Origin of the sequence: Kitasatospora purpeofusca, from assembly GCF_042691725.1 — a bacterium.
In the GTDB taxonomy this organism is placed as follows: domain Bacteria; phylum Actinomycetota; class Actinomycetes; order Streptomycetales; family Streptomycetaceae; genus Kitasatospora; species Kitasatospora purpeofusca_B.
This window is the reverse complement of record NZ_CP170483.1, coordinates 3,673,059-3,693,512: the sequence shown is the minus strand read 5'-3', so window position 1 is coordinate 3,693,512 and position 20,454 is coordinate 3,673,059. Positions and strand designations below refer to the sequence as shown.

The window sequence follows — 20,454 nt, the reverse complement described above, 5'->3', positions numbered from 1 at the left end:
TCCGGACCTCCCGCGCGCCGCCTCGACGCAACGGGCCCCGGCGCGCGCTCCTCGCGCACGCCGGGGCCCGGAAAGTTCGCGGGCGCCGGGCCGGACTACTCCGGCCGCTTGAGGCGGGTGATGAACTTGTAGCGGTCGCCGCGGTAGATGGAGCGCACCCACTCGACCGGGTCCCCGTCCGGGTCGAAGGAGTGCCGGGCGAGCTGGAGCATCGGCAGGCCGAGGTCGGAGCCGAGCAGCCCGGCCTCGCGGGGGTTGGCGAGGGTGGTCTCGATGGTCTCCTCGGCCTCGGCCACGGTCACCCCGTAGACCTCGCGCAGCGCGGTGTACAGCGAGTTGTGCTTGGCCAGGTTGCGGCGCAGGGCGGGGAAGCGCTTGGCGGACAGGTGGGCCACCTCGATGGCCATCGGGTCGCCGTTGGCCAGCCGCAGGCGCTCGATCCGCAGCACCCGGCCGCCGGGCTTGATGTCCAGCAGCGGGGCCAGCCGGTCGTCGGCGGAGATGTAGCCGATCTCGATCAGCCGGGAGGTGGGCTCCAGGCCCTGGGCGCGCATGTCCTCGGTGTAGGAGGTGAGCTGGAGGGCCTGCGCCACCTTGGGCTTGGCGACGAAGGTGCCCTTGCCCTGGATGCGCTCCAGCCGGCCCTCGACGACGAGCTCCTGCAGGGCCTGCCGCACGGTGGTGCGGGAGGTGTCGAACTGCGCGGCCAGGGCCCGTTCGGGCGGAACCGGGGTGCCGGCGGGCTGGGTCTCGGTAAGCTGCAGCAGGTGGCGCTTGAGGCCGTAGTACTTCGGCACCCGGGCGGTCGGGTCCGCGCCGCCCTGGGCGGCGAGATTCTTCACCTGGGGGTCGTTGACCTGGGCCGTGCTGCCCCCGTCGCTGCTCATCGGACCTGTCTCCCGCTTCTCGCAGGGCTCCGGGGAGCCCCACCACATGATTAACGGCTCACATCGTTGCATGTATGGCTACGGAACGAATACCTCATCACGCGATGAACGATGTGCGGTGTCGGCTTGATAACGGGTGGTCCGGATCGGTCGAACAGCCGTTGACAGGCCCATTGGTCTAGGCCAAGCTCCTGGCATCTGGTCTACACCACTAGGCCGGTCACTATGAATCCCCCCACCCGTTCGCTGGAGTCCGCGGCCCATTCCTCCCACCTTGCGTGGGTATGCCGCTGCCACCCGACGGGGGTCACCAAGGCATCCCTCAGGAGGATGGCGTGAAGCGTCAGCTCATCGCGGCGGTCGGCGTCGCGGCCATGGTTGTTGGTCTCGCGGCCTGCGGCTCGGACGCCAAGAAGGACGACAGCGGCAACAACGGGTCGGGCAACACGTCCGCTGCCGGCAAGAAGGACTACAACGGCAAGACGCTCAAGGTGTGGCTGATGTCGGGCTCCGCCCCCAAGGGCTGGGACGACGCGGTCAAGACCGAGTTCGAGTCCACCTACCCGGGCTCCAAGGTCGAGTACCAGACCCAGGAGTGGACCGGCATCGGTCCGAAGATCACCGCCGCGCTGTCCGAGGGCTCCGTCGACGTCCTGGAGATCGGCAACACCCAGACGGCCGGCTACGCCGCCACCGGTGGTCTGCTGGACATCACCAAGGACAAGGCCGCCCTCGGGGGTGCCGACTGGGCCGCCAACCAGAGCGAGTCCGCGATCCTGGACGGCAAGCAGTACGCCGCCCCGTGGTTCGTCACCAACCGCGCGGTCACCTACAACAAGGACCTCTGGGCCGCCGCCGGGCTGAGCATCCCGAAGACCCTGGACGAGTTCTACACCGCCCTGGAGAAGCTGAAGACCACCGCGGGCGTCACCGACCCGCTCTACATGCCGGGCCAGGAGTGGTACGTCTACTTCGGTCTGCTCACCAGCGAGGGTGGCAAGCTGGCGAAGAAGGACGGCGACAAGTGGGTGGGCGGCCTGTCCACCCCCGAGGCGCAGAAGGCCTTCGACGTCTACAAGAAGCTCCAGAGCTACTCGACCACGGGTCTCAAGGACAAGGACGAGGCCAAGCCGCAGCAGAAGGACATCTTCGGCGCGGGCAACATCGGCACCATCATCGGCCTCGGCTGGGAGGTGCCGGACGAGAAGGCCCCGCTGACCAAGGACAAGATCGGCCACTTCGCGCTCCCGGGCAAGACCGCCGACAAGCCCTCCGGCGTGTTCCTCGGTGGCTCGAACATCGCCATCTCGGCGGCGAGCAAGAACACCGACATGGCGAAGGACTTCCTCAAGATCGCCCTGAACGACAAGAACGAGGGCGCCGTCGCCGCCTCGGGTCTCATCCCGAACAAGACCTCGCTCAACGACAAGGTCGTCGGCGACTTCGCCACCGCCGCGAAGGTGGCCTCGGGCGTCGGTGGCATCACCCCGACCACCCCGAACTGGTCGGCCGTGGAGAACGACCCGAACCCGATCAAGGAGTTCCTGACCGCGGCCCTGACCGGCGACTACAACGCCGCGGCGAAGAAGGCCGACGAGGAGATCGCGAAGCGCCTCAACGCCAAGCAGTAGCAGTCGAGCGGCGTCGCTCACCGGCTCCCGGCGGGGGGCCGGTGGGCGGCGCCTGTCCGTCGTGGTCGGGTTGTGAGGAAGAGAGAACGATGGCTGTGCATTCGGAGCGGGTGCAGACACAGTCCCCGGATTCAGGGAAGGCTGCTGTGGCCCCTATGAAGACGGACGCCGTGCGCGGTGGCGGCGGCACCCCGAAGAAGAGCGCCAGAGCGGCGGACGGACGGAGCCTCGGCTCCAAGTTCGCGCCGTACCTGCTGCTCCTGCCGGCCACTGTGGCCACCCTGGGCCTGCTGGGCTGGCCCTTGCTGAAGACCATTCTGGTCTCGTTCCAGAACCTGAACGCGCGCCAGCTCGTCCAGCACCTGACCGAGTGGAACGGCTTCGAGAACTACACCGAGCAGCTGTCCGACCCGGAGTTCTGGTCGGTCACCGGCCGCTCCGTGGCGTTCACCGCGCTGAACGTCTTCCTGATCATGGTGGGCGGCGCGCTGGTCGGTCTGCTGCTCAACCGGCTCGGCAAGAGGATGCGGCTGCTGCTGTCGGTCGGCCTGCTGTTCGCCTGGGCGATGCCGGTGGTCGCCTCGACCACCGTCTACACCTGGCTGTTCGACGCCCGCTTCGGCGTCGTCAACTGGATCCTGGACGCCCTGGGCTGGCACTCGATGGCCGCCTACAACTGGACCAGCACCCAGTACTCGACCTTCTTCGTGATCCTCCTGCTGCTGGTCTGGGGCTCGATCCCGTTCGTGGCGTTCAACATGTACGCGGCGCTGACCACCATCCCGAAGGAGCTCTACGAGGCGGCCCGGATGGACGGCGCCGGCCCGGTCAAGATCTTCACCGCGGTGATGTTCCCCAACCTGAAGCCGTTCTTCCTGGCCACGACCTTCCTCGAGGTCATCTGGATCTTCAAGGCCTTCACCCAGATCTACGCGATCAAGGCCGGCGGCCCCGACGGTCTCACCCGCACGCTGCCGATCCACGCCTTCCTGGAGGGCTCCGGCCGCCAGCACTACGGCACCGGTGCCGCGATCGCGGTGCTCACCATCCTGATCCTGGGCGTCCTGATGGCGTACTACTTCCGGATCATTCTGAAGCAGGAGGACGAGCTGTGAGGCGCTCGCTCATCGGACGCACCTGGCCGAACGTCATCGCGGTCGTCCTCTTCGTCTTCTTCGCGTTCCCCGTCTACTGGATGATCAGCACGGCCTTCAAGCCGACGAAGGACATCGCCAGCCAGACGCCGGTGTTCATCCCGTTCGACGCGACCCTGGAGCACTTCAAGACCGCGGTCAACGTCCCCAAGTTCTGGACGTACACCGCCAACAGCTTCATCGTCACCATCCTCGCCGTGGTGATCTCGCTGGTGATCGCCACCCTGGCGTCCTTCGCCATCGCCCGGATGAAGTTCCGCGGCCGCAAGACCTTCGTGCTGGTCATCATGGCCGCCCAGATGGCGCCCTGGGAGGTCATGACCATCGCGGTCTACCTGATCTCCCGCGACAACGGCATGCTGAACAGCCTCGTCCCGCTCACCGCCTTCTACATGATGATGGTGCTGCCCTTCACCATCTGGACGCTCCGCGGCTTCATCGCCGCGGTGCCGAAGGAGCTGGAGGAGTCCGCGATGGTCGACGGCTGCACCCGCACCCAGGCCTTCGTGAAGGTGATCTTCCCGCTGCTGGCGCCGGGCCTGATGTCCACCTCGCTGTTCGGCTTCATCACGGCCTGGAACGAGTTCCCGCTCGTCCTGATCGTCAACAAGACCGACGGCCAGACCCTGCCGCTGTGGCTGTCCTCCTTCCAGACCGCCTTCGGCAACGACTGGGGCGCCACGATGGCGGCGTCGACGCTGTTCGCCCTCCCGGTGCTGATCCTGTTCGTCTTCCTGCAGCGCAAGGCGGTCGGTGGCCTCACCGACGGCGCCGTGAAGGGCTGATCCCCGTGAGCATCCTCGTCCCCACCCTCCCGGCCTCCGACCAGCTGCACCGTGACGCGCTGACCGTCCTGCAGCCCGGCTTCGTCGGCACCGAGCCGCCGGAGTGGCTGCGCCGCCACCTGGCGGCGGGCCTCGGCTCGGTCGCGCTGTTCGACCGCAACGTGGCCGACCTCGGCCAGCTCGCCGCGCTCACCGCCGCGCTGCGGGCCGAGAACCCCGACCTGCTGATCGCCATCGACGAGGAGTCCGGCGACGTCACCCGGCTGGAGGCCGGCTCCGGCTCGTCCTGGCCGGGCAACCTCGCCCTCGGTGCCATCGACGACCCGGCGCTGACCCGCGACGTCGCCCGCGAGCTGGGCCGCGCGCTGGCCGCCGCCGGCGTCAACTACAACTGGGCGCCCACCGCGGACGTCAACTCCAACCCGCGCAACCCGGTCATCGGCGTGCGCTCCTTCGGCGCCGACCCGGAGCTGTGCGCCCGGCACACCGCCGCCTGGGTGGAGGGCCTGCAGTCGGCCGGTGTCGCGGCCTGCTCCAAGCACTTCCCGGGCCACGGCGACACCGCCGTCGACTCGCACCACGGCCTGCCGGTCATCGACGTCGACCTGGACGTGCTGCGCGCCCGCGACCTGATCCCGTTCCAGGCCGCGATCGCCGCCGACACCAAGGCCGTGATGACGGCCCACATCATGATCCCGGCGCTCGATCCCAAGCTGCCCGCCACGCTCAGCCCCGCCGTGCTGCGCGACCTGCTGCGCGCGGCCCCCGCGGACGGCGGCCTCGGCTACCAGGGCCTGATCGTCAGCGACGCGATCGAGATGGGTGCCATCGCCGACACCTTCGGCATGGGCGAGGGCACCGTGCTGGCCCTGGCGGCCGGCGCGGACGCGATCTGCGTGGGCGGCGGCCTGGCCGACGAGGACACCGTGCTGATGCTGCGCGACGCCATCGTGGCGGGCGTGCGCTCCGGCCGGATCCCGGAGGAGCGGCTCGCCGACGCGGCCGCCCGGGTGCGCGCGCTCGGCAGCTGGGCCCGGATCGCGGCCCAGGGCGAGCGGCCGGAGGCGGACCTCGCGGTCGGCCTGCGGGCGGCCCGCCGGGCGCTGCGGGTGGTCCGCGCGCCGGGCCGCGAGGCCCTGCCGGTGACCGAGCGCCCGTTCGTGGCCTCGTTCTCCGCCGAGCCGAACATCGCCGTCGGCGACGTCACCCCGTGGGGCGTGGCCGGCATGCTGGCCGACCGCTTCCCGGGCACCCGCACCCGCGAGGTCGGCCCGGAGATCGCCGAGGCCGCGGTGCTGGACGCGCTGGTGTCCGAGGTGCTGGCCGGCGCCGCCGACCGCCACCTGGTGCTGGTGGTCCGCGACGCCCACCGGCACGAGTGGATGACGGCCGCGCTGGCCCGCCTGCTGGCGGCCCGTCCGGACGCCGCGGTGGTCGAGATGGGCCTGCCGCAGTCCGAGCCCGTCGGCGCGCTGTACATCGCCACCCACGGCGCCGCCCGGGTCTGCGGGCTGGCCGCCGTCGAGGTGCTCACCGGCCAGTCGGTGGCCGTCGGCTGAGGCCACGTAGGACCGTTACGCCGGGTGTCGAAGGCATCCGCCCAGCGGGCCCGTCATGCGCATGTCGCATGGCGGGCCCGTTGCGTTTCCCGACTGTTCGGACGCCGTGTGACCTGCGGCTTCGTCATCTGACGGTGTTCCCTCAAATCGGCCTTAAGGCAGTCTTAAGTTCTACTTAGGGTGACCGTCGGGCGACTGATCGCCACGCGGTACAACAGGTCTGCAACGGCCTTGACCGCCAGGCCATTTGGCGTTGACACCAACAGTGGTCTAGGCCAGGCTCCAGTCCATCCGGTTCGAATTTCAATTTCGTCGGATGTGGTATTGGCCCACCCCGAAGCTCTTCGCCGCCCCTCCCTGGACACCCGTCCCGTCGGGCGCCGGCGCGCCGCCGGCGGGCACAAGCTCTAAACCCTCGGAGGATGGCGTGAGAAAGCGTCGGTTCATGGCGACGGTCGGAATCATGGCGCTGGCCGCCGGACTGACGGCGTGTTCATCGGGCGGCTCGGCGTCGGACGACGCCAAGACCGCCTCGGCGGACCCGCAGGCCGCGACCGGTACCGTCACGGTCTGGCTGATGGACGACGCCCAGAAGAACTGGCCCGACCTCGTCCAGCGGGTCAACGACGAGTTCGCCGCCAAGTACCCGAAGGCCACCCTCAAGCTGGCCTACCAGGGCTGGGCCGACAAGGTGGCCAAGCTCGACAAGGCGATCACCGACGGCAACGCCCCGGACGTGGTCGAGCTCGGCAACACCGAGACGATGAAGTACGTGCTCTCCGGCGCGCTGGCCCCGGTGGAGCGCACCACCTTCGACAACTCGGACACCTGGATCAAGGCGCTCGCCAACACCTGCACCTACCAGGACAAGCTCTGGTGCGTGCCCTACTACGCGGGCGCCCGGGTCGCCATCTACAACTCGACGGCCTTCCAGCAGGCCACCGGCAGCGCCGACTTCCCCAAGACCGAGGACGAGCTGCGTGCGGCGCTCGACAAGATCGCGGAGAAGAACAAGAACGACCGGACCTTCTCCTCGCTCTACCTGCCCGGCCCGTACTGGTACGCCGCGATGAGCTACGTCTCCGCGTACGGCGGCGCCATCGCCCGCTTCGACAGCGGCGGCAACTGGCACGGCACCCTGAGCGACCCCAAGTCCCAGCAGGGCATCAACCACTTCGTCGACCTGGTGCGCAAGTACAACAAGGGCGACCAGGCGGTCAACGAGCAGAACCAGTACGAGGCGATGGCCCGCGGCCACGCGGCGTCCTTCTACGGCAACGGCTACGAGGCGTCCAGCGTCGTCGCGCCGGTGACCGGCGACCCGAGCCTCAAGGACTCGGTCAAGGTCGCCACCATGCCCGGCCCGGGCGGCAAGCCGCTGCCGACCTTCATCGGCGGCTCGGCCCTCGCCGTCACCGCGAAGTCGCCCTCGGCGGCCCTGGCCACCGACTGGGTCCGGATGTTCACCAGCGCCAAGTCCGAGCAGGCGCTGGCCGACAAGGACATCCTGCCGAACAACCTCACCCAGCTGAACCCGCTGAAGAGCAAGCCGGCCACCGCCGCCGCGGCCAACGCGGTGCCGGACGCCTGGTTCACCCCGCTGGCCCCCGGCTGGGGCCTGGTGGAGAAGCAGAAGATCCTGCCCGACATGCTGACCGCCATCCTGCGGGGCAAGCCGGTGGACCAGGCCGCCAAGGAGGCGGACGCCGCCATCGACCAGCTGATCAACAAGGCCGGCTGAGCCGCCGTCCCCCGGACGCCGGAGCCCCTCCCCGCACCGCCGGGAGGGGCTCCGCGCACGCCGGGGCCCGCGGCATCCGCCGTGAGGGGCCTCCTCGGATGTGCCCCGGGCGGGCGGCCCCCGTAGGATTGCCGCAGTATTCACCGCAGCGAGTGTGCGGACTCGCCGCCGTAGAGGTCCCCGCCGGGCATTCCCGCCCGGCCGGGGTGGAACCATCTCATCGGAGGCCCCACACGATGTCCGACACGCAGACCGTCCCTGGCCGGATCATGGCGGCGGAGATGGCCGAGCAGCCGGCCGTCCTGCAGCGCATTCTCGACGAGGGCGCCCCCAGGATCTTCGAGATCGCGTCCCGGATCGCCGCCCGCAAGCCGCGGTTCGTCCTCCTGACCGCGCGGGGCACTTCGGACAATGCGGCGCTGTACGCCAAGTACCTGATCGAGATCCTGCTGGGCAAGCCGGCCGGCCTGACCTCGATGTCCACCACCACCGCCTACGGCGCCAAGCCGGACCTGACCGACGTGCTGGTGATCACCGTCAGCCAGTCGGGCGGCTCGCCGGACCTCGTCGCCTCCACCAAGGCGGCCCGCGAGGCCGGTGCGATCACCCTGGCGGTGACCAACAACGCCGGTTCGCCGCTGGCCGAGGTCTCCGAGTTCCACATCGACGTGCTGGCCGGGCCGGAGAAGGCGCTGCCCGCCACCAAGACCTACACCGCCGAGCTGCTCGCCCTCTACCTGCTGGTCGAGGGCCTGCGCGGCGGCGACGGCGCGGCCGCCAAGGGCCTGCCGGAGCTGGCCACGGGCATCCTGGCCCGCCAGGACGAGGTCAAGGCCCTGGCCGAGCGCTACCGCTTCGCCCAGCGCCTGGTCATCACCTCGCGCGGCTACGGCTACCCGACCGCCCGCGAGGCGGCGCTGAAGCTCATGGAGACCACCTACATCCCGGCCTCCCCGTTCTCCGGCGCCGACCTGCTGCACGGCCCGCTGGCCATGGTCGACAACGTCTCGCCGGTCATCGCGATCGTCCCGGACGGCAAGGGCGGCGAGGCCCTGCAGCCGGTCCTGGACCGCCTGCGCGGCCGCGGCGCCGACCTGGTCGTGGTCGGCCAGCAGGCGCAGGTCGAGGCCGCCTCGGCGGGCTTCGCGCTGCCGGCCGGCGTGCCCGAGGAGGTGCAGCCGATCCTGGAGATCCTGCCGCTGCAGCTGCTGGCCTACGAGGTCACCATCGCCCGCGGCCAGGACCCGGACGCCCCCCGCGCGCTCGCCAAGGTCACCGAGACCCACTGACGCGCCCCAGCAACGCACGAGCCCCCGTCCACAGCCTGTGGACGGGGGCTCGTGCGTTGCTGGGGCGCTCGCCTCCGGGGCGCTCTGGTCCGCTGCCGACGCTCCTCGCTCCGGCGCTCGTACCTCGCTGGTCGCTCGTCGCTTTCGGCAGCGGCGCGCCCCTTGGCTCGGGGCGCTGTTCGGACCCGGAACGGGGCCGGGAAACACTACGGGCCACGGTGCCGACACGGGACCCTCAACCCATGCGGCTCCGCGGCCCGGAGCTGTCGTCGGGCGCCGGTGACGATCGAGAACTGTGCGGGGTCCTCGTTCGGCGGCGTCCGACCGAGGAGCGGCATCGCGCGGTCAGGGCAGTTGCGCGGGTGCCTCTCCTTGGTGCCCTTTCATTGTGGACTAGACCAATCTGGGTTGTCCAGGCCTCCCCGAAAATTGGTCTGGACAACTCGGGGGACGGGTGCGCGGTGCACGTCGGCGGGGGTACGCGGGGGCCGTCCGCACCCCCCTGGGGCTACGCTCGCCCTGTGCCCTCGTTGAACGAACTCGTCCGCCGCCACACCACCCTGACCGGTGCCGATGTGGAGTGGCTGCACATGCTGGTCTCGGAGTGGCAGCTGCTCTCCGACCTGTCCTTCGCCGACCTGGTGCTCTGGATCCCCACCTGGGACGGCATCCGGTACGTCTCGGTCGCCCAGATGCGCCCCAACACCGGCCCCACCTCCTACCAGGACGACATGGTCGGCCACCTCGTCCCGCGCGGCCGCCGCCCGCTGCTGGACGCCGCCTACGACGAGGGGCGGATCGTGCGCGAGGGCGACCCGGAGTGGCGCGAGGAGGTGCCGGTCCGGGTCGAGTCCATCCCGGTGCGGCGCGAGGGCAAGGTGCTCGGCGTGATCGCCCGCAACACCAACCTGCTGACCGTGCGCACCCCCAGCCGGCTGGAGCTCACCTACCTGCAGAGCGCCTCCGACCTCGCCCAGATGATCGCCGCCGGCGCCTTCCCCTACCACGGCGTCGAGCAGGCCGACATGGACGCGGCGCCGCGGGTCGGCGACGGCCTCATCCGCCTCGACGCCGACGGCATCGTCACCTACGCCAGCCCCAACGCGCTCTCCGCCTACCACCGGCTCGGCCTCACCACCGACCTGGTCGGCAGCCACCTCGGCCGGAGCACCGCCGACCTCGCCCCGCCCTCCCGGGCCGCCGTGCACGAGGCGCTGGTGAAGCTGGCCAGCGGCTGGGCGCCCCGGCAGACCGAGATCGAGGCCCAGGGCGGTGTGGTCACCCTGCGGGCCATCCCGCTCAAGCCCAAGGGCACCCTGACCGGCTCCCTGGTGCTCTGCCGGGACGTCACCGAGCTGCGCCGGCGCGACCGCGAGCTGATGACCAAGGACGCCACCATCCGGGAGATCCACCACCGGGTGAAGAACAACCTGCAGACCGTCGCCGCGCTGCTGCGCCTGCAGTCCCGCCGGATGGATTCGGAATCCGGCCGGGCCGCGCTCGACGAGGCGGTGCGCCGGGTCGGCTCGATCGCGATCGTGCACGAGACCCTCTCCCAGGCGCTGGACGAGCAGGTGGCCTTCGACGAGATCGCCGACCGGGTGCTGGCCATGGTGATGGAGCTGTCCCAGGACGGCCGGGTGGCGACCCGCCGCAGCGGCAGCTTCGGCATCCTCTCCGCCGAGGTGGCCACCCCGCTGGCGATGGTGCTGACCGAGCTGCTGCAGAACGCCCTGGAACACGCCTTCGGCCCGAGCGCCTCCGGCAACCTGGAGGTCAGCGCGCTGCGCGGGCGGGCGCCGGCCACCGGCATGGGCTGGTCGGACAGCTGGAACGGCGGGGCCCGGCCGGAGGAGTACCTGCTGATCACGGTGCAGGACGACGGCAGGGGCATGCCGGAGGGCTTCGACCCGCAGCAGGCGGGCAACCTCGGGCTGCAGATCGTCCGGACCCTGGCCACCGGGGAGTTGGGCGGCACCTTCGACATGGTGGCCGGCCCGAACGGCGGCACCAAGGTGATCCTGGAGATCCCGGTGCGCTGACCGGTGCGCCGGCCGATGCGCTGAAGCGTGCAGGGGGCGTGCGTCCGATGTGAGCGCTGGTCGCACGCTCCTTCACCACTTCCGCCCGGCGGCAGAAACAGAAACGAGGCCCTGTCGACCGGGGGGGGTGGGTCGACAGGGCCTCTCAACCCGTTCCGGCCGTCGGGGGGAGTCGGCCGGAACGGGGGCTCTGGGTGGTGCGACACCAGCCGGTGCGTTGCACACGGTGAGCGCCACAGCTCCACAATATTGCTCTAAGTGAACAGTATCAAGTGGCTGGGCGGGCCGGTGTCGCGGGGCCTCGTCGAGCAAGGCCCTTTGTGCGGAAGGCTTCACCAGGAGGTGCAGGGGAAGCCTGTGATCATGTGTTGATCGATCGTGCGGTTACTGCTGGTACTACGGCGTGTGATCAGGCGGTGCGGGCGCGGTTGCGGGCGGCCCGGCGCTTCATGGCGCGGCGCTCGTCCTCGCTCATGCCGCCCCAGACGCCGGCGTCCTGGCCGGTCTCGAGGGCCCACTGGAGGCACTGCTCCATGACCGGACAGCGGCGGCACACGGCCTTGGCTTCCTCGATCTGCAGCAGAGCAGGACCGGTGTTCCCGATCGGGAAGAACAGCTCCGGGTCCTCTTCGCGGCAGACAGCGCGGTGGCGCCAGTCCATGGTCGTCCAACTCCTCCTGCCGGCGGGGGTTGCCCGGTCGGCACATCGATGGTCCTTGTGAATGTGAACGCTTTCACGAATCCCGCAACAGCAAAAGAGACCAAAGGCCCATCGGGCCCGGGAGGTCTGTGCTGGGGGGGATTCGGGCGATTCGAGGGACACCCCGCGGTCGGCCCCCCAGGTTTCGAGGGTTGCCGTCGCTGCGATGTGTCCCGATCGCCATGTAGAGGTTCGCAAACCTCGGGCCCGGATACAACCCCCTTCAGGGAGGAATTTTGGATTCTTCGGTGTCGCCTAGCTCACAGCCAGTACTTCTATGGAGTGAAGGGGGCTTGTGCGTTCGAGAAGAAGGGAGAAGGGCCCTTCTAGTCACACAATCACACGCAGTGCCCGCCGTACGCCTGTGAAACTGACGCGACTCCTGGATCCAAGGTGGTCCCCGTCGACCTGGAACGGGACCGGTTCCTCCGAAACCAAGGTGAAGTGCCGGACGTCGTGATAGGAGACGACATGCTTCCCGGAAGGGCCGGTCGGCACGGTGCCGTTGCTCGAAGGGCCGTGCGACCGCAGGATCTGACGGACCGTTCGAGCGATGCCGAACGCCGTCATCCGGGTGATGCCGAAGACATCGAGATCCGCGTCGAAGGAGGCGCGCGGCGAGGGGTAGACGGGGCGGTTGCCCAGGAACGTCCACGGCGAGGTGTTGCTGACTATCGCCAGCGCCAGGCCCGACACGGGCTCGCGGCCCGCCATCGTCAGCGAGACCGGGCCTGATCTGCGCTGCTCACGTTGGGTGACGAAGTGGCGGAGCGCCTGGGTGACGTAGAGCGCGTGGGTGGACTTGCGCCCGGCCCGGCGCTGCTCCTCGACCCGGCCGACCACCCCGGCGTCGAAGCCCAGGCCGGCGGTGAAGGTGAACCAGCGGTCCGGCAGCCCCTCGGTCATCGCCTTGCCGAGCCCGACCGGCCGCTCGCGCCGGTGCTCCAGGGCGTCCAGCAGGGCGCCGGTCGCCTCCACTGGGTCGTTCGGCAGGCCCAGCGCGCGGGCGAACACATTGGTCGACCCGCCGGGGACCACGGCCAGCCGCGGGAGCCGGTCGCCCGGGCCGTGCGAGAGCAGTCCGTTGACCACCTCGTTGACGGTGCCGTCCCCGCCCAGCGCCACCACCAGGTCGACCGCGCCGTCATCCGCCGCCTCACGGGCCAGGTCGCGCGCGTGGCCGCGGTACTCGGTCTGCGCCACCTCCAGCTTGAGGTCGCTCCGCAGGGCGTGGATCAGGACGTCCCTGGTGCGACCGCTGGTGGTGGTCGCTTTCGGGTTGACGACCAGGAGAGCGCGCATGGGCCCAGCCTACGGGGCGGTACGGACCAACCGGCGGCTACCCTGCTGGAGTGACCGCAGAATCCTCCGCACCCGTCCCCGCGCCCGGCGCCGACCGGCCGGCCGCCCTCACCCTGGGCGCCGCCATCACCGCCGTGGAGGGCGCCGCGCTGGCCGTCGTCGGCGTCTGGGACATGGTCGCCGCCCTGTCCGGCCAGTCCAAGCAGCTCGCCCTGAACGAGTTCGGCGGCCTGGTGATCGTGCTGCTCGGCGTGGCGCCGATCCTGGCCGCGCGGGCGCTGCTCAGGATCCGCCCCTGGGGCCGCAGCCCCGCCGTGCTGACCAACTCGATCTGCCTGCCGGTGGCGTACTACATGTGGCAGAGCGGCGGGGCGATGACCGCCGTCGGCGTGGGCGTCGGCCTGCTCGGCCTGCTCGGCATCGGCGCGCTGCTCAGCCCGAAGGCGACGGCGGCCCTCTACGCTCCGCACGAGGGCTGAGCGCGGAGGGCCGCCGCCTTCCACCACTTCTTCACGACCGGACGGCCGCCGCTGAGCGGCCGTCAGTCGTCTTCCCGCTCCTACTCCTCCACGAGGAGCTTCTCCCGCAGCTGGGCCAGCGTCCGGGCGAGCAGCCGGGACACGTGCATCTGCGAGATGCCCACCTCGGCGGCGATCTGCGACTGCGTCATGTTCCGGAAGAACCGCAGCACCAGGATCTTCTGCTCGCGGGGCGGCAGTTGGGCCAGCAGCGGTTTGAGCGACTCGCGGTACTCGACGCCCTCCAGCGCCTCGTCGGTGGCGCCCAGGGTGTCCGCGACGGCCGGCGACTCGTCGTCGCTGTCCGGCACGTCCAGCGACAGCGTGGAGTACGCGTTGGCGGACTCCAGCCCCTCCAGGACGTCCTCCTCGGAGATCCCCAGGTGCTCGGCCAGCTCGTGCACCGTGGGGGAGCGGCCGTGCCGCTGGGAGAGCTCGCTGGTCGCCGTGGTCAGCGACAGCCGCAGCTCCTGGAGCCGGCGCGGCACCCGGACCGCCCAGCCCTTGTCCCGGAAGTGCCGCTTGATCTCGCCGACGATGGTCGGCGTGGCGTAGGTGGAGAACTCGACCCCGCGCTCGTGGTCGAACCGGTCCACCGACTTGATCAGCCCGATGGTGGCGACCTGGGTCAGGTCGTCCAGCGGCTCGCCCCGGTTGCGGAACCGCCGGGCCAGGTGCTCGACCAGCGGGATGTGCATGCGCACCAGCTGGTTGCGCAGCTCGACGCGCTCCGGGGAGCCGTCGGGCAGCGCGGAGAGCCGTACGAACAGGGCCCGGGCCGCCTCGCGGTCCGGTGCGCCGGAGCGCTGCGGGGCCTGTGCGGGCACCGCGGCGCGCAGCGCCGCGGCCGCCTCGGCGGCGTCCTCGGCCTTCTCGGTGTCCGGGAGGTCCGCGGCCGACGGCACGGGCGGGGGCGACGGATCGGGCGACGACTGGGGCGTCGGCTCGGTCGGCTGGCTCATCCGGTGGGCGTCCTTCGGGTGCGCTTCGTCGTTGGCGGCGAGGCCGGGAACGCTCGCCTGGGTCGGTACGGCAGGGCCCGCCGTCGCGAGGCCGGTACGGTCCAGATCACTCACGGCCATTCCCCCGTTCCGTTCCGGGAGCACCGGGACGGTCGGTCCCGGTTCGTCTCATTGGTCGTACCGCCGGGTGGGGCGGTACCGGGAGCCGTCCGTCCGGCCCGGTGGTGCCCCGGGCGGACGGCCCTTGTTCGGTGCTGCTGCCGCGCTGCCGCGGCGGACCTAGTGGGTGGCTGGGCCGCCGCGCTTCTTGTGCAGGCTGATCGACACGGTCTTGTCCTCGGCGACCGCCGACTCGACCTCGCCCGCGAGCGCGGAGAGCACCGTCCAGGCGAAGGTGTCCCGTTCGGGCGCCCGGCCGTCGGTGGTGGGTGCCGAGACGATCACCTTCAGTGAGTCGCCGACCAGTCGGAACTCGCAGGAGAGGACCGAGCCGGGGACGGCCTGCTGAAGGAGGATGGCGCAGGCCTCGTCGACCGCGATGCGCAGGTCCTCGATCTCGTCCAGCGTGAAGTCCAGCCGGGCCGCGAGGCCTGCCGTGGCCGTCCGCAGGACCGAGAGGTAGGCCCCGGCCGCGGGCAGCCGGACCTCCACGAAGTCCTGCACTCCGGGCTCGCCGTCGATCTGGGACACCCTCACCTCCTGGGTGACGCGCTGTGCTTCCGGGCCGGTGGCCGCGGCACTGTCTGTTGCTTGGCTCAACTGCTTCGCCCCAACTGTCCAGAGGGGTGGTGCGGTACGTACCGGTCATACCCTTCAGGGGGTGGCCGGACGCCGCCGTCCGCCCGAGACGTTACCGCGTTCCTGCCCCGGTGCGGGAGTCACTCATGGTAAGGCATCGCGACGCAGGGTGGCAGTGGTCCGAACAAGCCCCCCTGCCCGCCTCCGGCGCGCGCCGTCCGCGCGCCGCTCTCAGCGGGTGCCGGCGGCGGTGAGCGCGTCCCCGGTGAGGCGGAAGACGGTCCACTCGTCCATCGGCACGGCGCCGAGCGACTTGTAGAAGTTGATCGAGGGGGTGTTCCAGTCCAGCACCGACCACTCGACCCGGGAGTAGCCGCGCTCGACGGCGATCCGGGCGAGCTCCAGCAGCAGGGCCTTGCCGTGGCCGCCGCCGCGCGAGGTGGGGCGGACGTAGAGGTCCTCCAGGTGGATGCCGTGGGTGCCGCGCCAGGTGGAGTAGTTGAGGAACCAGAGCGCGAAGCCGACCGGCTCGCCGGTGGTGTCGTCCTCGGCGATCAGGCCGAACAGCGCGGGGGCGGGGCCGAAGAGCGCGCCGTGCAGCTGCTCCTCGGTGGAGACCACCTCGTGGAGGGCCTTCTCGTAGTCCGCGAGTTCGCGGATCATGGCGTGGATGACGGGGACGTCGGCGGGGAGGGCGGTGCGGATCATGACTCCGAGCCTACTGGGCCGGTTCGTTCTCGTCCCAGGCCTGGACGGAGGTCTGGTCGACGATCCGCCCGTCGCGCAGCTCGGCGGTGGAGCTGACCAGCACCCGCACCCCGTCCGGATAGCGGCAGGACTCCAGGAAGGCGAGGCGGTCCGCCTGGACCACCACCTGTTCCAGGGTGTGGCTCGTCTCGCGGGCGTAGAGGTCGTCCAGCATCGCGCCGATCTCGTCCCGGCCGTGCATCACCAGGGGGTGGCTGGGCTGGGTCTTGCGGTCGACCACGCGCAGTTCGGCGTCGTCCGCGTAGAGCGCCAGCAGGGTCCGGGCGTCGGCGCGCTCGATGCCCTCGCGCAGGGCCCGGACGTCGAAGGCGGTCGGTGCGGCCATGGTGGTCATGTTCTCGCTCCTCCGGTCGGTTCCGACGGCTCGTACTGTTGAGCGTACGCCCGTCGGAACCGGCCGGAGGGCGGGCCGGACGGTCGCGGCTCAGCGGGCCGGGACGGTCCGCAGGTACTCCGCCAGGGCGGTGATCGCGGCCGGGTTGCGCGGGCTCTCGACCAGGTCGACGTAGTCGAGCACGAAGATCCGGTCGTTGCGGACGGCCGAGACGCCGGCCAGCGGCGGGAAGGACTTCAGGAACCTCCGCTTCGCCTCGGCGTCCGGGGTGCCGTAGTTGCTGATCACGATCACCTCGGGGTCGCGCTGGACCACGCTCTCCCAGCCCACGGTGGTCCAGGAGTCGGCGACGTCGCCCATCACGTTCCGGCCGCCGGCCTTGGCGATGATCTCCTCCGGGGCGGCGAAGCGGCCCGAGGTGTAGGGCTTGTCCTCGCCGCTGTCGTACAGGAAGACGCCCGGCCGGTACGCGGGCTCGGGGACGGCCGCGATCTGCGCCTTGAAGTCGGCGACCAGCCGGTCGGCCCGGTCCCGGACGTCGAAGATCTCGCCCAGGTTGGCGAGGTCGGTGTACAGCGCGTCCAGCGGGGACATCACCCCGCGCTCGGTGCCCTTGCCGCTGCGGCAGGACTCGGTGAGCACGTAGGAGCCGATGCCCAGGCCGGACAGCGCCTGGGGGGTGAAGCCCTTCCCCTCGTCGAAGCCGTAGTGCCAGCCGGCGAAGACCAGGTCGGCCTTGGCGTCCAGGGCGATCTCCTTGGTGATCTGGTCCTTGGAGAGCCACTTGGCCCGCTGGTAGCCGTCCTTCCAGGCGACCTGGTCGACCCGGCCCTTGTCGTCGGGCATCACGTAGCCGGCCATCCGGTCCTCCAGGCCGAGCGCGAACATCAGCTCGGTGATGCCGACGTCGTTGGTGACCGTGCGGGCCGGCTTCTCCTTGAAGGTGACCTCGGTGCCGCAGTTGTCGACGGTCACCGGGTAGTGGGCGGAGGAGGTGGCGGCGCCGTCGCCGCTCGGGGCGATCTCGGCGCCGCAGCCGGTGAGCGCGAGGGCGAGCAGGGCGGCGGCGGCAACGGCCTTGGTGCGCATGGGGATCCTCGGGGACGGGGCGTTCGGGGCGTTCGGAGTGTTCGGGGCAGGGGCGGGAGGGGGTGGCTACGGCAGGCGGTCGAGGAGCAGCTGGACGGCGCCGGTGACCGGGTGCCGCACGGGCGTCGCGCGGACCTGGAAGACCTCGGCCAGCAGGTCCGGCCGGAGCACCTCGGCGGGCGGTCCGGAGGCGACGATCCGGCCGTCCGCGACCACGTGGAGCAGGTCGCAGTGCCCGGCGGCCAGGTTGAGGTCGTGCAGCGCGGTGAGCACCGTCGGCCCGGCCTCCCGGACCAGCGCCAGCACCTCCAGCTGGTGGGCGATGTCCAGGTGGTTGGTGGGCTCGTCGAGGACCAGCACCTTGGGCTCCTGGACCAGCGCGCGGGCGATCAGCACCCGCTGCTTCTCGCCGCCGGACAGGGTCAGGAAGCCCCGGGCGGCCAGGTGCGCGGCGCCGACCCGGCGCAGGGCCCCGGCGCAGCGGTCCTCGTCCCCGGCGCTGGGCCCGGCCAGGGCGCCGCGCCGGTGCGGCAGCCGGCCCATGGCGACCACCTCGGCCACGGTGAAGTCGAACTCGGCGGAGTGCTCCTGCGGCAGCGCCGCCACCCGCCGGGCGGCCTCGCGCGGGGCGAGCGCGTGCAGGTCGTCGCCGCCCAGCAGGACGGCGCCGGCGGCGGGCCGCAGCGCCCGGTAGACGCAGCGCAGCAGGGTGGACTTGCCGCTGCCGTTCGGGCCGATGAGGCCGACCACCTGGCCGGCGGCGGCGGTCAGGGTGATGTCGTGGACCAGCCGGACGCCGGCCAGGTCGACCGAGACCCGGTCGACGGCGACGTCCAGGGCGGCGGGGCCGGCGGCGGGGGCGGTCACCGGCCACCGCCGAAGGCGTAGCCGCGGCGGCGCATCAGCAGCAGGAAGCAGGGCACCCCGACGGCCGCGGTGACCACGCCGACCGGCAGTTCGGCGGGTGCCAGCAGGGTGCGGGAGACGATGTCCACCCAGACCAGCAGCAGCGCCCCGGTGAGCGGGGCGACCAGCAGCACCCGGCGGTGGCCGGCGCCGACCAGCATCCGCACCAGGTGCGGGACCATCAGTCCGACGAAGCCGATCGCCCCGCTGACCGCGACCACGGTGCCGGTGACGGCCGCGGTGACCACGAACAGCTCGCGGCGCAGCCGGTCCGGGTCCACACCGAGCGAGGCGGCCGTCTCGTCGCCCATCGCCAGCGCGTCCAACCGCCCTGCGGCGCAGGCCAGGTAGGCCAGGCCGGCCAGCACGGTGACGGCGGCGATCGGCACCGAGCCCCAGGTGGCGCCGCCGAGGCTGCCGAGCAGCCACATCATGGCGGAGCGGGCGGCCTCGCCGCGGGCGGCGGCGAAGACCATCAGCGCCGTCAGCGCGGAGAAGCCGTAGGACATCGCGGTGCCGGTGAGCACCAGCCGCAGCGGGGTGAGCCCGTGGGCGGTACGGGCCGTCAGGTAGACCAGCACCATGGCGAGCAGGGCGGCGGCGAAGGCGGAGACGGAGATCGCCCAGACGCCGAGCGAGGCGAAGGCGCCCAGCATCAGCACGGCGTTGGCGCCGACCGAGGCGCCGGAGGAGATGCCGAGCACGAAGGGGTCGGCGAGCGCGTTGCGGACCATCGCCTGGACGGCGACCCCGGTGGCGGCGAGTCCGGCGCCGACCACGGCGGCCAGCACGGCGCGCGGCAGCCGGATCTCCCAGACGATCGCGTAGGCGGCGGCCTCGTCGGCCTCCAGCCGGCCGCCCGTCAGCCCGGCGCGCAGCAGCCGCAGGACCTGGCCCCAGCCGAGTCCGGAGGAGCCGACGCAGACGGCGCAGACCAGCGAGACGAGCAGCGCCGCCGCGAGGCAGGCGGCCAGCGGTACGGCGGGTGTTCGGCGCGGGCCGGGTGGGGCCGCGGCGGTGGCCGGTGCGGTCGCGGTGCTGCTCACTTGGCGCGCCTTGCCTCGGGCCGCGTACGGCGCGGGGCGGCGCGCCCGGGCACGGCCGTGCCGGGGCGCCATCCCCTCGCAGTCCGCGGCGAGTTGTCGGGAGGTCGGCGTCCTCGGGCGATCGGGCTCACGGGGCGCGGGGCACCGTTTACCGTTGCGGGTCAGCGCCGGATTCGCACCGGCTTCCCCCTCGGGACGCCCTGGCAGCATAACAAGCACTGAGGCCAGGCAGCCCTTACCGGCCCCGCCCCGGGCCGAAGGGGCGCGCCGGTGCCGAGAGGGCGAAAGCGCTGTGGTGACGGACACACGCGAGCGCCCCCCGTCCGGAGTGCGGACGGGGGGCGCTCGAGGGGAGTGCGCGGGGATCAGCCCTGCTTGGTCTCCCAGAAGATCTTGTCGACCTCGGCGATGAGGTCGAGCAGCGCCTGGCCGGTGGCCGGGTCGGTGGACGCCTTGGCGGCCGAGGCGGCCTTCAGGGTGTCGTTGACGAGCTGGTGCAGCTGCGGGTACTTCTCGAAGTGCGGGGCCTTGAAGTAGTCGCTCCACAGCACCGAGATGTGGTGCTTGACGGCCTCGGCGCGCTGCTCCTTGATGATGATGGCGCGGGCGCGGAAGTGGGCGTCCTCGTTGGCCTGGTACTTCTCCTGGGTGGCCTTGACGGACTCGGCCTCGAGGCGGGCCTGGGCCGGGTCGTACACGCCGCAGGGCAGGTCGCAGTGGGCGTGGGCGGTGGCGCGCGGTGCAAACAGGCGAGAGAACATGGGGAGTCCTTCCTTAGATCGTCTTCCCGCGCCCGAGGTTACCCCTCGGGCCCTGCGGTTTCTCGGCCGGGCGGCGGGCCTAGGGCAAAAGGCGGAGCCGGAACCGGGTGAATCCGGACATCGGCGGGTGACGGCCCGTGGGGCAGACTGGTGTGCGACCGCGGGACGCGGCGGGACACGGGCCGGGAGGAGCAGTCGTGGCACGGAGCGCGGAACCGGAGGAACCGGCGGACGGAGCCCCG

Annotated in this window: 19 protein-coding genes and 1 riboswitch; of the genes, 8 read left to right on the top strand and 11 right to left on the bottom strand. The window is 71.4% G+C overall.

The annotated features are described in order from the left end of the window. Window positions 1-95 precede the first annotated feature (95 nt). A complete protein-coding gene (locus tag ACFCLZ_RS15470) occupies window positions 96-887 on the bottom strand; it encodes a GntR family transcriptional regulator (RefSeq protein WP_380285465.1) in 792 nt (263 codons plus the stop codon). Window positions 888-1,222: 335 nt separating this feature from the next. Here ACFCLZ_RS15470 and ACFCLZ_RS15465 point away from each other — a divergent pair, with 335 nt between their 5' ends. The 7 genes from ACFCLZ_RS15465 (at window position 1,223) to ACFCLZ_RS15435 (ending at window position 11,088) form a co-directional block, all read left to right on the top strand. Then, window positions 1,223-2,518 (top strand): extracellular solute-binding protein, encoded by a 1,296-nt coding sequence (locus ACFCLZ_RS15465; RefSeq protein ID WP_380285464.1) that lies wholly within the window; start codon window positions 1,223-1,225, stop codon window positions 2,516-2,518. A gap of 89 nt (window positions 2,519-2,607) precedes the next feature. Beyond that, window positions 2,608-3,633, top strand: a complete 1,026-nt coding sequence (locus tag ACFCLZ_RS15460) for a carbohydrate ABC transporter permease (protein ID WP_380285463.1) — start codon at window positions 2,608-2,610, stop codon at window positions 3,631-3,633. Then, a complete protein-coding gene (locus ACFCLZ_RS15455; protein WP_380285462.1) occupies window positions 3,630-4,457 on the top strand; it encodes a carbohydrate ABC transporter permease in 828 nt (275 codons plus the stop codon). The genes ACFCLZ_RS15460 and ACFCLZ_RS15455 overlap by 4 nt, the downstream gene beginning before the upstream one ends. 5 nt (window positions 4,458-4,462) lie before the next feature. Further along, entirely contained in the window at window positions 4,463-6,016 is a 1,554-nt protein-coding gene (locus ACFCLZ_RS15450; protein WP_380285461.1) for a glycoside hydrolase family 3 protein, read from the top strand. Between the two features lie 445 nt (window positions 6,017-6,461). Further along, window positions 6,462-7,757, top strand: coding sequence for an extracellular solute-binding protein (locus tag ACFCLZ_RS15445; protein ID WP_380285460.1), 1,296 nt, complete (start codon window positions 6,462-6,464; stop codon window positions 7,755-7,757). A 236-nt stretch (window positions 7,758-7,993) separates the two neighbouring features. Continuing rightward, the gene (locus ACFCLZ_RS15440) at window positions 7,994-9,046 is read left to right on the top strand and encodes an SIS domain-containing protein (RefSeq protein WP_380285459.1); all 1,053 of its coding nucleotides are present in this window, start codon (window positions 7,994-7,996) and stop codon (window positions 9,044-9,046) included. A 521-nt stretch (window positions 9,047-9,567) separates the two neighbouring features. After that, window positions 9,568-11,088 carry a sensor histidine kinase gene (locus ACFCLZ_RS15435; protein WP_380285458.1) on the top strand — a complete coding sequence of 507 codons (1,521 nt, stop codon included), beginning with the start codon at window positions 9,568-9,570 and terminating at the stop codon, window positions 11,086-11,088. Between the two features lie 409 nt (window positions 11,089-11,497). Here ACFCLZ_RS15435 and ACFCLZ_RS15430 read toward each other — a convergent pair whose 3' ends face one another. Together ACFCLZ_RS15430 and ACFCLZ_RS15425 are read right to left on the bottom strand one after the other, a co-directional pair. After that, the gene (locus ACFCLZ_RS15430; RefSeq protein ID WP_014138019.1) at window positions 11,498-11,749 is read right to left on the bottom strand and encodes a WhiB family transcriptional regulator; all 252 of its coding nucleotides are present in this window, start codon (window positions 11,747-11,749) and stop codon (window positions 11,498-11,500) included. 369 nt (window positions 11,750-12,118) lie between these two features. Beyond that, window positions 12,119-13,090 carry a diacylglycerol/lipid kinase family protein gene (locus ACFCLZ_RS15425; protein WP_380285457.1) on the bottom strand — a complete coding sequence of 324 codons (972 nt, stop codon included), beginning with the start codon at window positions 13,088-13,090 and terminating at the stop codon, window positions 12,119-12,121. Window positions 13,091-13,140: 50 nt separating this feature from the next. Here ACFCLZ_RS15425 and ACFCLZ_RS15420 point away from each other — a divergent pair, with 50 nt between their 5' ends. Further along, window positions 13,141-13,569, top strand: a complete 429-nt coding sequence (locus ACFCLZ_RS15420) for a hypothetical protein (protein ID WP_380285456.1) — start codon at window positions 13,141-13,143, stop codon at window positions 13,567-13,569. A gap of 80 nt (window positions 13,570-13,649) precedes the next feature. On the opposite strand, the gene ACFCLZ_RS15415 is transcribed toward ACFCLZ_RS15420, so the two are convergent. The 8 genes from ACFCLZ_RS15415 to sodN form a co-directional block, all read right to left on the bottom strand. Then, window positions 13,650-14,684, bottom strand: coding sequence for an RNA polymerase sigma factor SigF (locus tag ACFCLZ_RS15415; protein WP_380285455.1), 1,035 nt, complete (start codon window positions 14,682-14,684; stop codon window positions 13,650-13,652). Between the two features lie 165 nt (window positions 14,685-14,849). Further along, window positions 14,850-15,260: an anti-sigma regulatory factor gene (locus ACFCLZ_RS15410; protein WP_344333595.1), complete on the bottom strand. Its 411-nt coding sequence runs from the start codon at window positions 15,258-15,260 to the stop codon at window positions 14,850-14,852. A 279-nt stretch (window positions 15,261-15,539) separates the two neighbouring features. Next, window positions 15,540-16,016 carry a GNAT family N-acetyltransferase gene (locus tag ACFCLZ_RS15405; protein ID WP_380285454.1) on the bottom strand — a complete coding sequence of 159 codons (477 nt, stop codon included), beginning with the start codon at window positions 16,014-16,016 and terminating at the stop codon, window positions 15,540-15,542. A 10-nt stretch (window positions 16,017-16,026) separates the two neighbouring features. Then, window positions 16,027-16,410 (bottom strand): nuclear transport factor 2 family protein, encoded by a 384-nt coding sequence (locus ACFCLZ_RS15400; protein ID WP_380285453.1) that lies wholly within the window; start codon window positions 16,408-16,410, stop codon window positions 16,027-16,029. A gap of 90 nt (window positions 16,411-16,500) precedes the next feature. Further along, entirely contained in the window at window positions 16,501-17,499 is a 999-nt protein-coding gene (locus ACFCLZ_RS15395) for an ABC transporter substrate-binding protein (protein ID WP_380285452.1), read from the bottom strand. A 66-nt stretch (window positions 17,500-17,565) separates the two neighbouring features. After that, the gene (locus tag ACFCLZ_RS15390; RefSeq protein ID WP_380285451.1) at window positions 17,566-18,366 is read right to left on the bottom strand and encodes an ABC transporter ATP-binding protein; all 801 of its coding nucleotides are present in this window, start codon (window positions 18,364-18,366) and stop codon (window positions 17,566-17,568) included. Further along, entirely contained in the window at window positions 18,363-19,451 is a 1,089-nt protein-coding gene (locus ACFCLZ_RS15385; RefSeq protein WP_380285450.1) for a FecCD family ABC transporter permease, read from the bottom strand. The genes ACFCLZ_RS15390 and ACFCLZ_RS15385 overlap by 4 nt, the downstream gene beginning before the upstream one ends. Before the next feature lie 115 nt (window positions 19,452-19,566). Continuing rightward, window positions 19,567-19,642, bottom strand: a riboswitch (cobalamin riboswitch). A gap of 174 nt (window positions 19,643-19,816) precedes the next feature. Then, complete coding sequence (sodN, locus tag ACFCLZ_RS15380) at window positions 19,817-20,212, bottom strand: superoxide dismutase, Ni (RefSeq protein ID WP_380285449.1); 396 nt, start codon at window positions 20,210-20,212, stop codon at window positions 19,817-19,819. Between the last annotated feature and the right edge of the window lie 242 nt (window positions 20,213-20,454).

Coding starts and splice junctions, on each gene's coding strand:
- ACFCLZ_RS15470 (WP_380285465.1), bottom strand. CDS start 887: ATGAGCAGCGACGGGGGCAGCACGGCCCAGGTCAACGACCCCCAGGTG.
- ACFCLZ_RS15460 (WP_380285463.1), top strand. CDS start 2,608: ATGGCTGTGCATTCGGAGCGGGTGCAGACACAGTCCCCGGATTCAGGG.
- ACFCLZ_RS15445 (WP_380285460.1), top strand. CDS start 6,462: ATGGCGACGGTCGGAATCATGGCGCTGGCCGCCGGACTGACGGCGTGT.
- ACFCLZ_RS15440 (WP_380285459.1), top strand. CDS start 7,994: ATGTCCGACACGCAGACCGTCCCTGGCCGGATCATGGCGGCGGAGATG.
- ACFCLZ_RS15430 (WP_014138019.1), bottom strand. CDS start 11,749: ATGGACTGGCGCCACCGCGCTGTCTGCCGCGAAGAGGACCCGGAGCTG.
- ACFCLZ_RS15425 (WP_380285457.1), bottom strand. CDS start 13,090: ATGCGCGCTCTCCTGGTCGTCAACCCGAAAGCGACCACCACCAGCGGT.
- ACFCLZ_RS15405 (WP_380285454.1), bottom strand. CDS start 16,016: ATGATCCGCACCGCCCTCCCCGCCGACGTCCCCGTCATCCACGCCATG.
- ACFCLZ_RS15400 (WP_380285453.1), bottom strand. CDS start 16,410: ATGACCACCATGGCCGCACCGACCGCCTTCGACGTCCGGGCCCTGCGC.
- ACFCLZ_RS15395 (WP_380285452.1), bottom strand. CDS start 17,499: ATGCGCACCAAGGCCGTTGCCGCCGCCGCCCTGCTCGCCCTCGCGCTC.
- sodN (WP_380285449.1), bottom strand. CDS start 20,212: ATGTTCTCTCGCCTGTTTGCACCGCGCGCCACCGCCCACGCCCACTGC.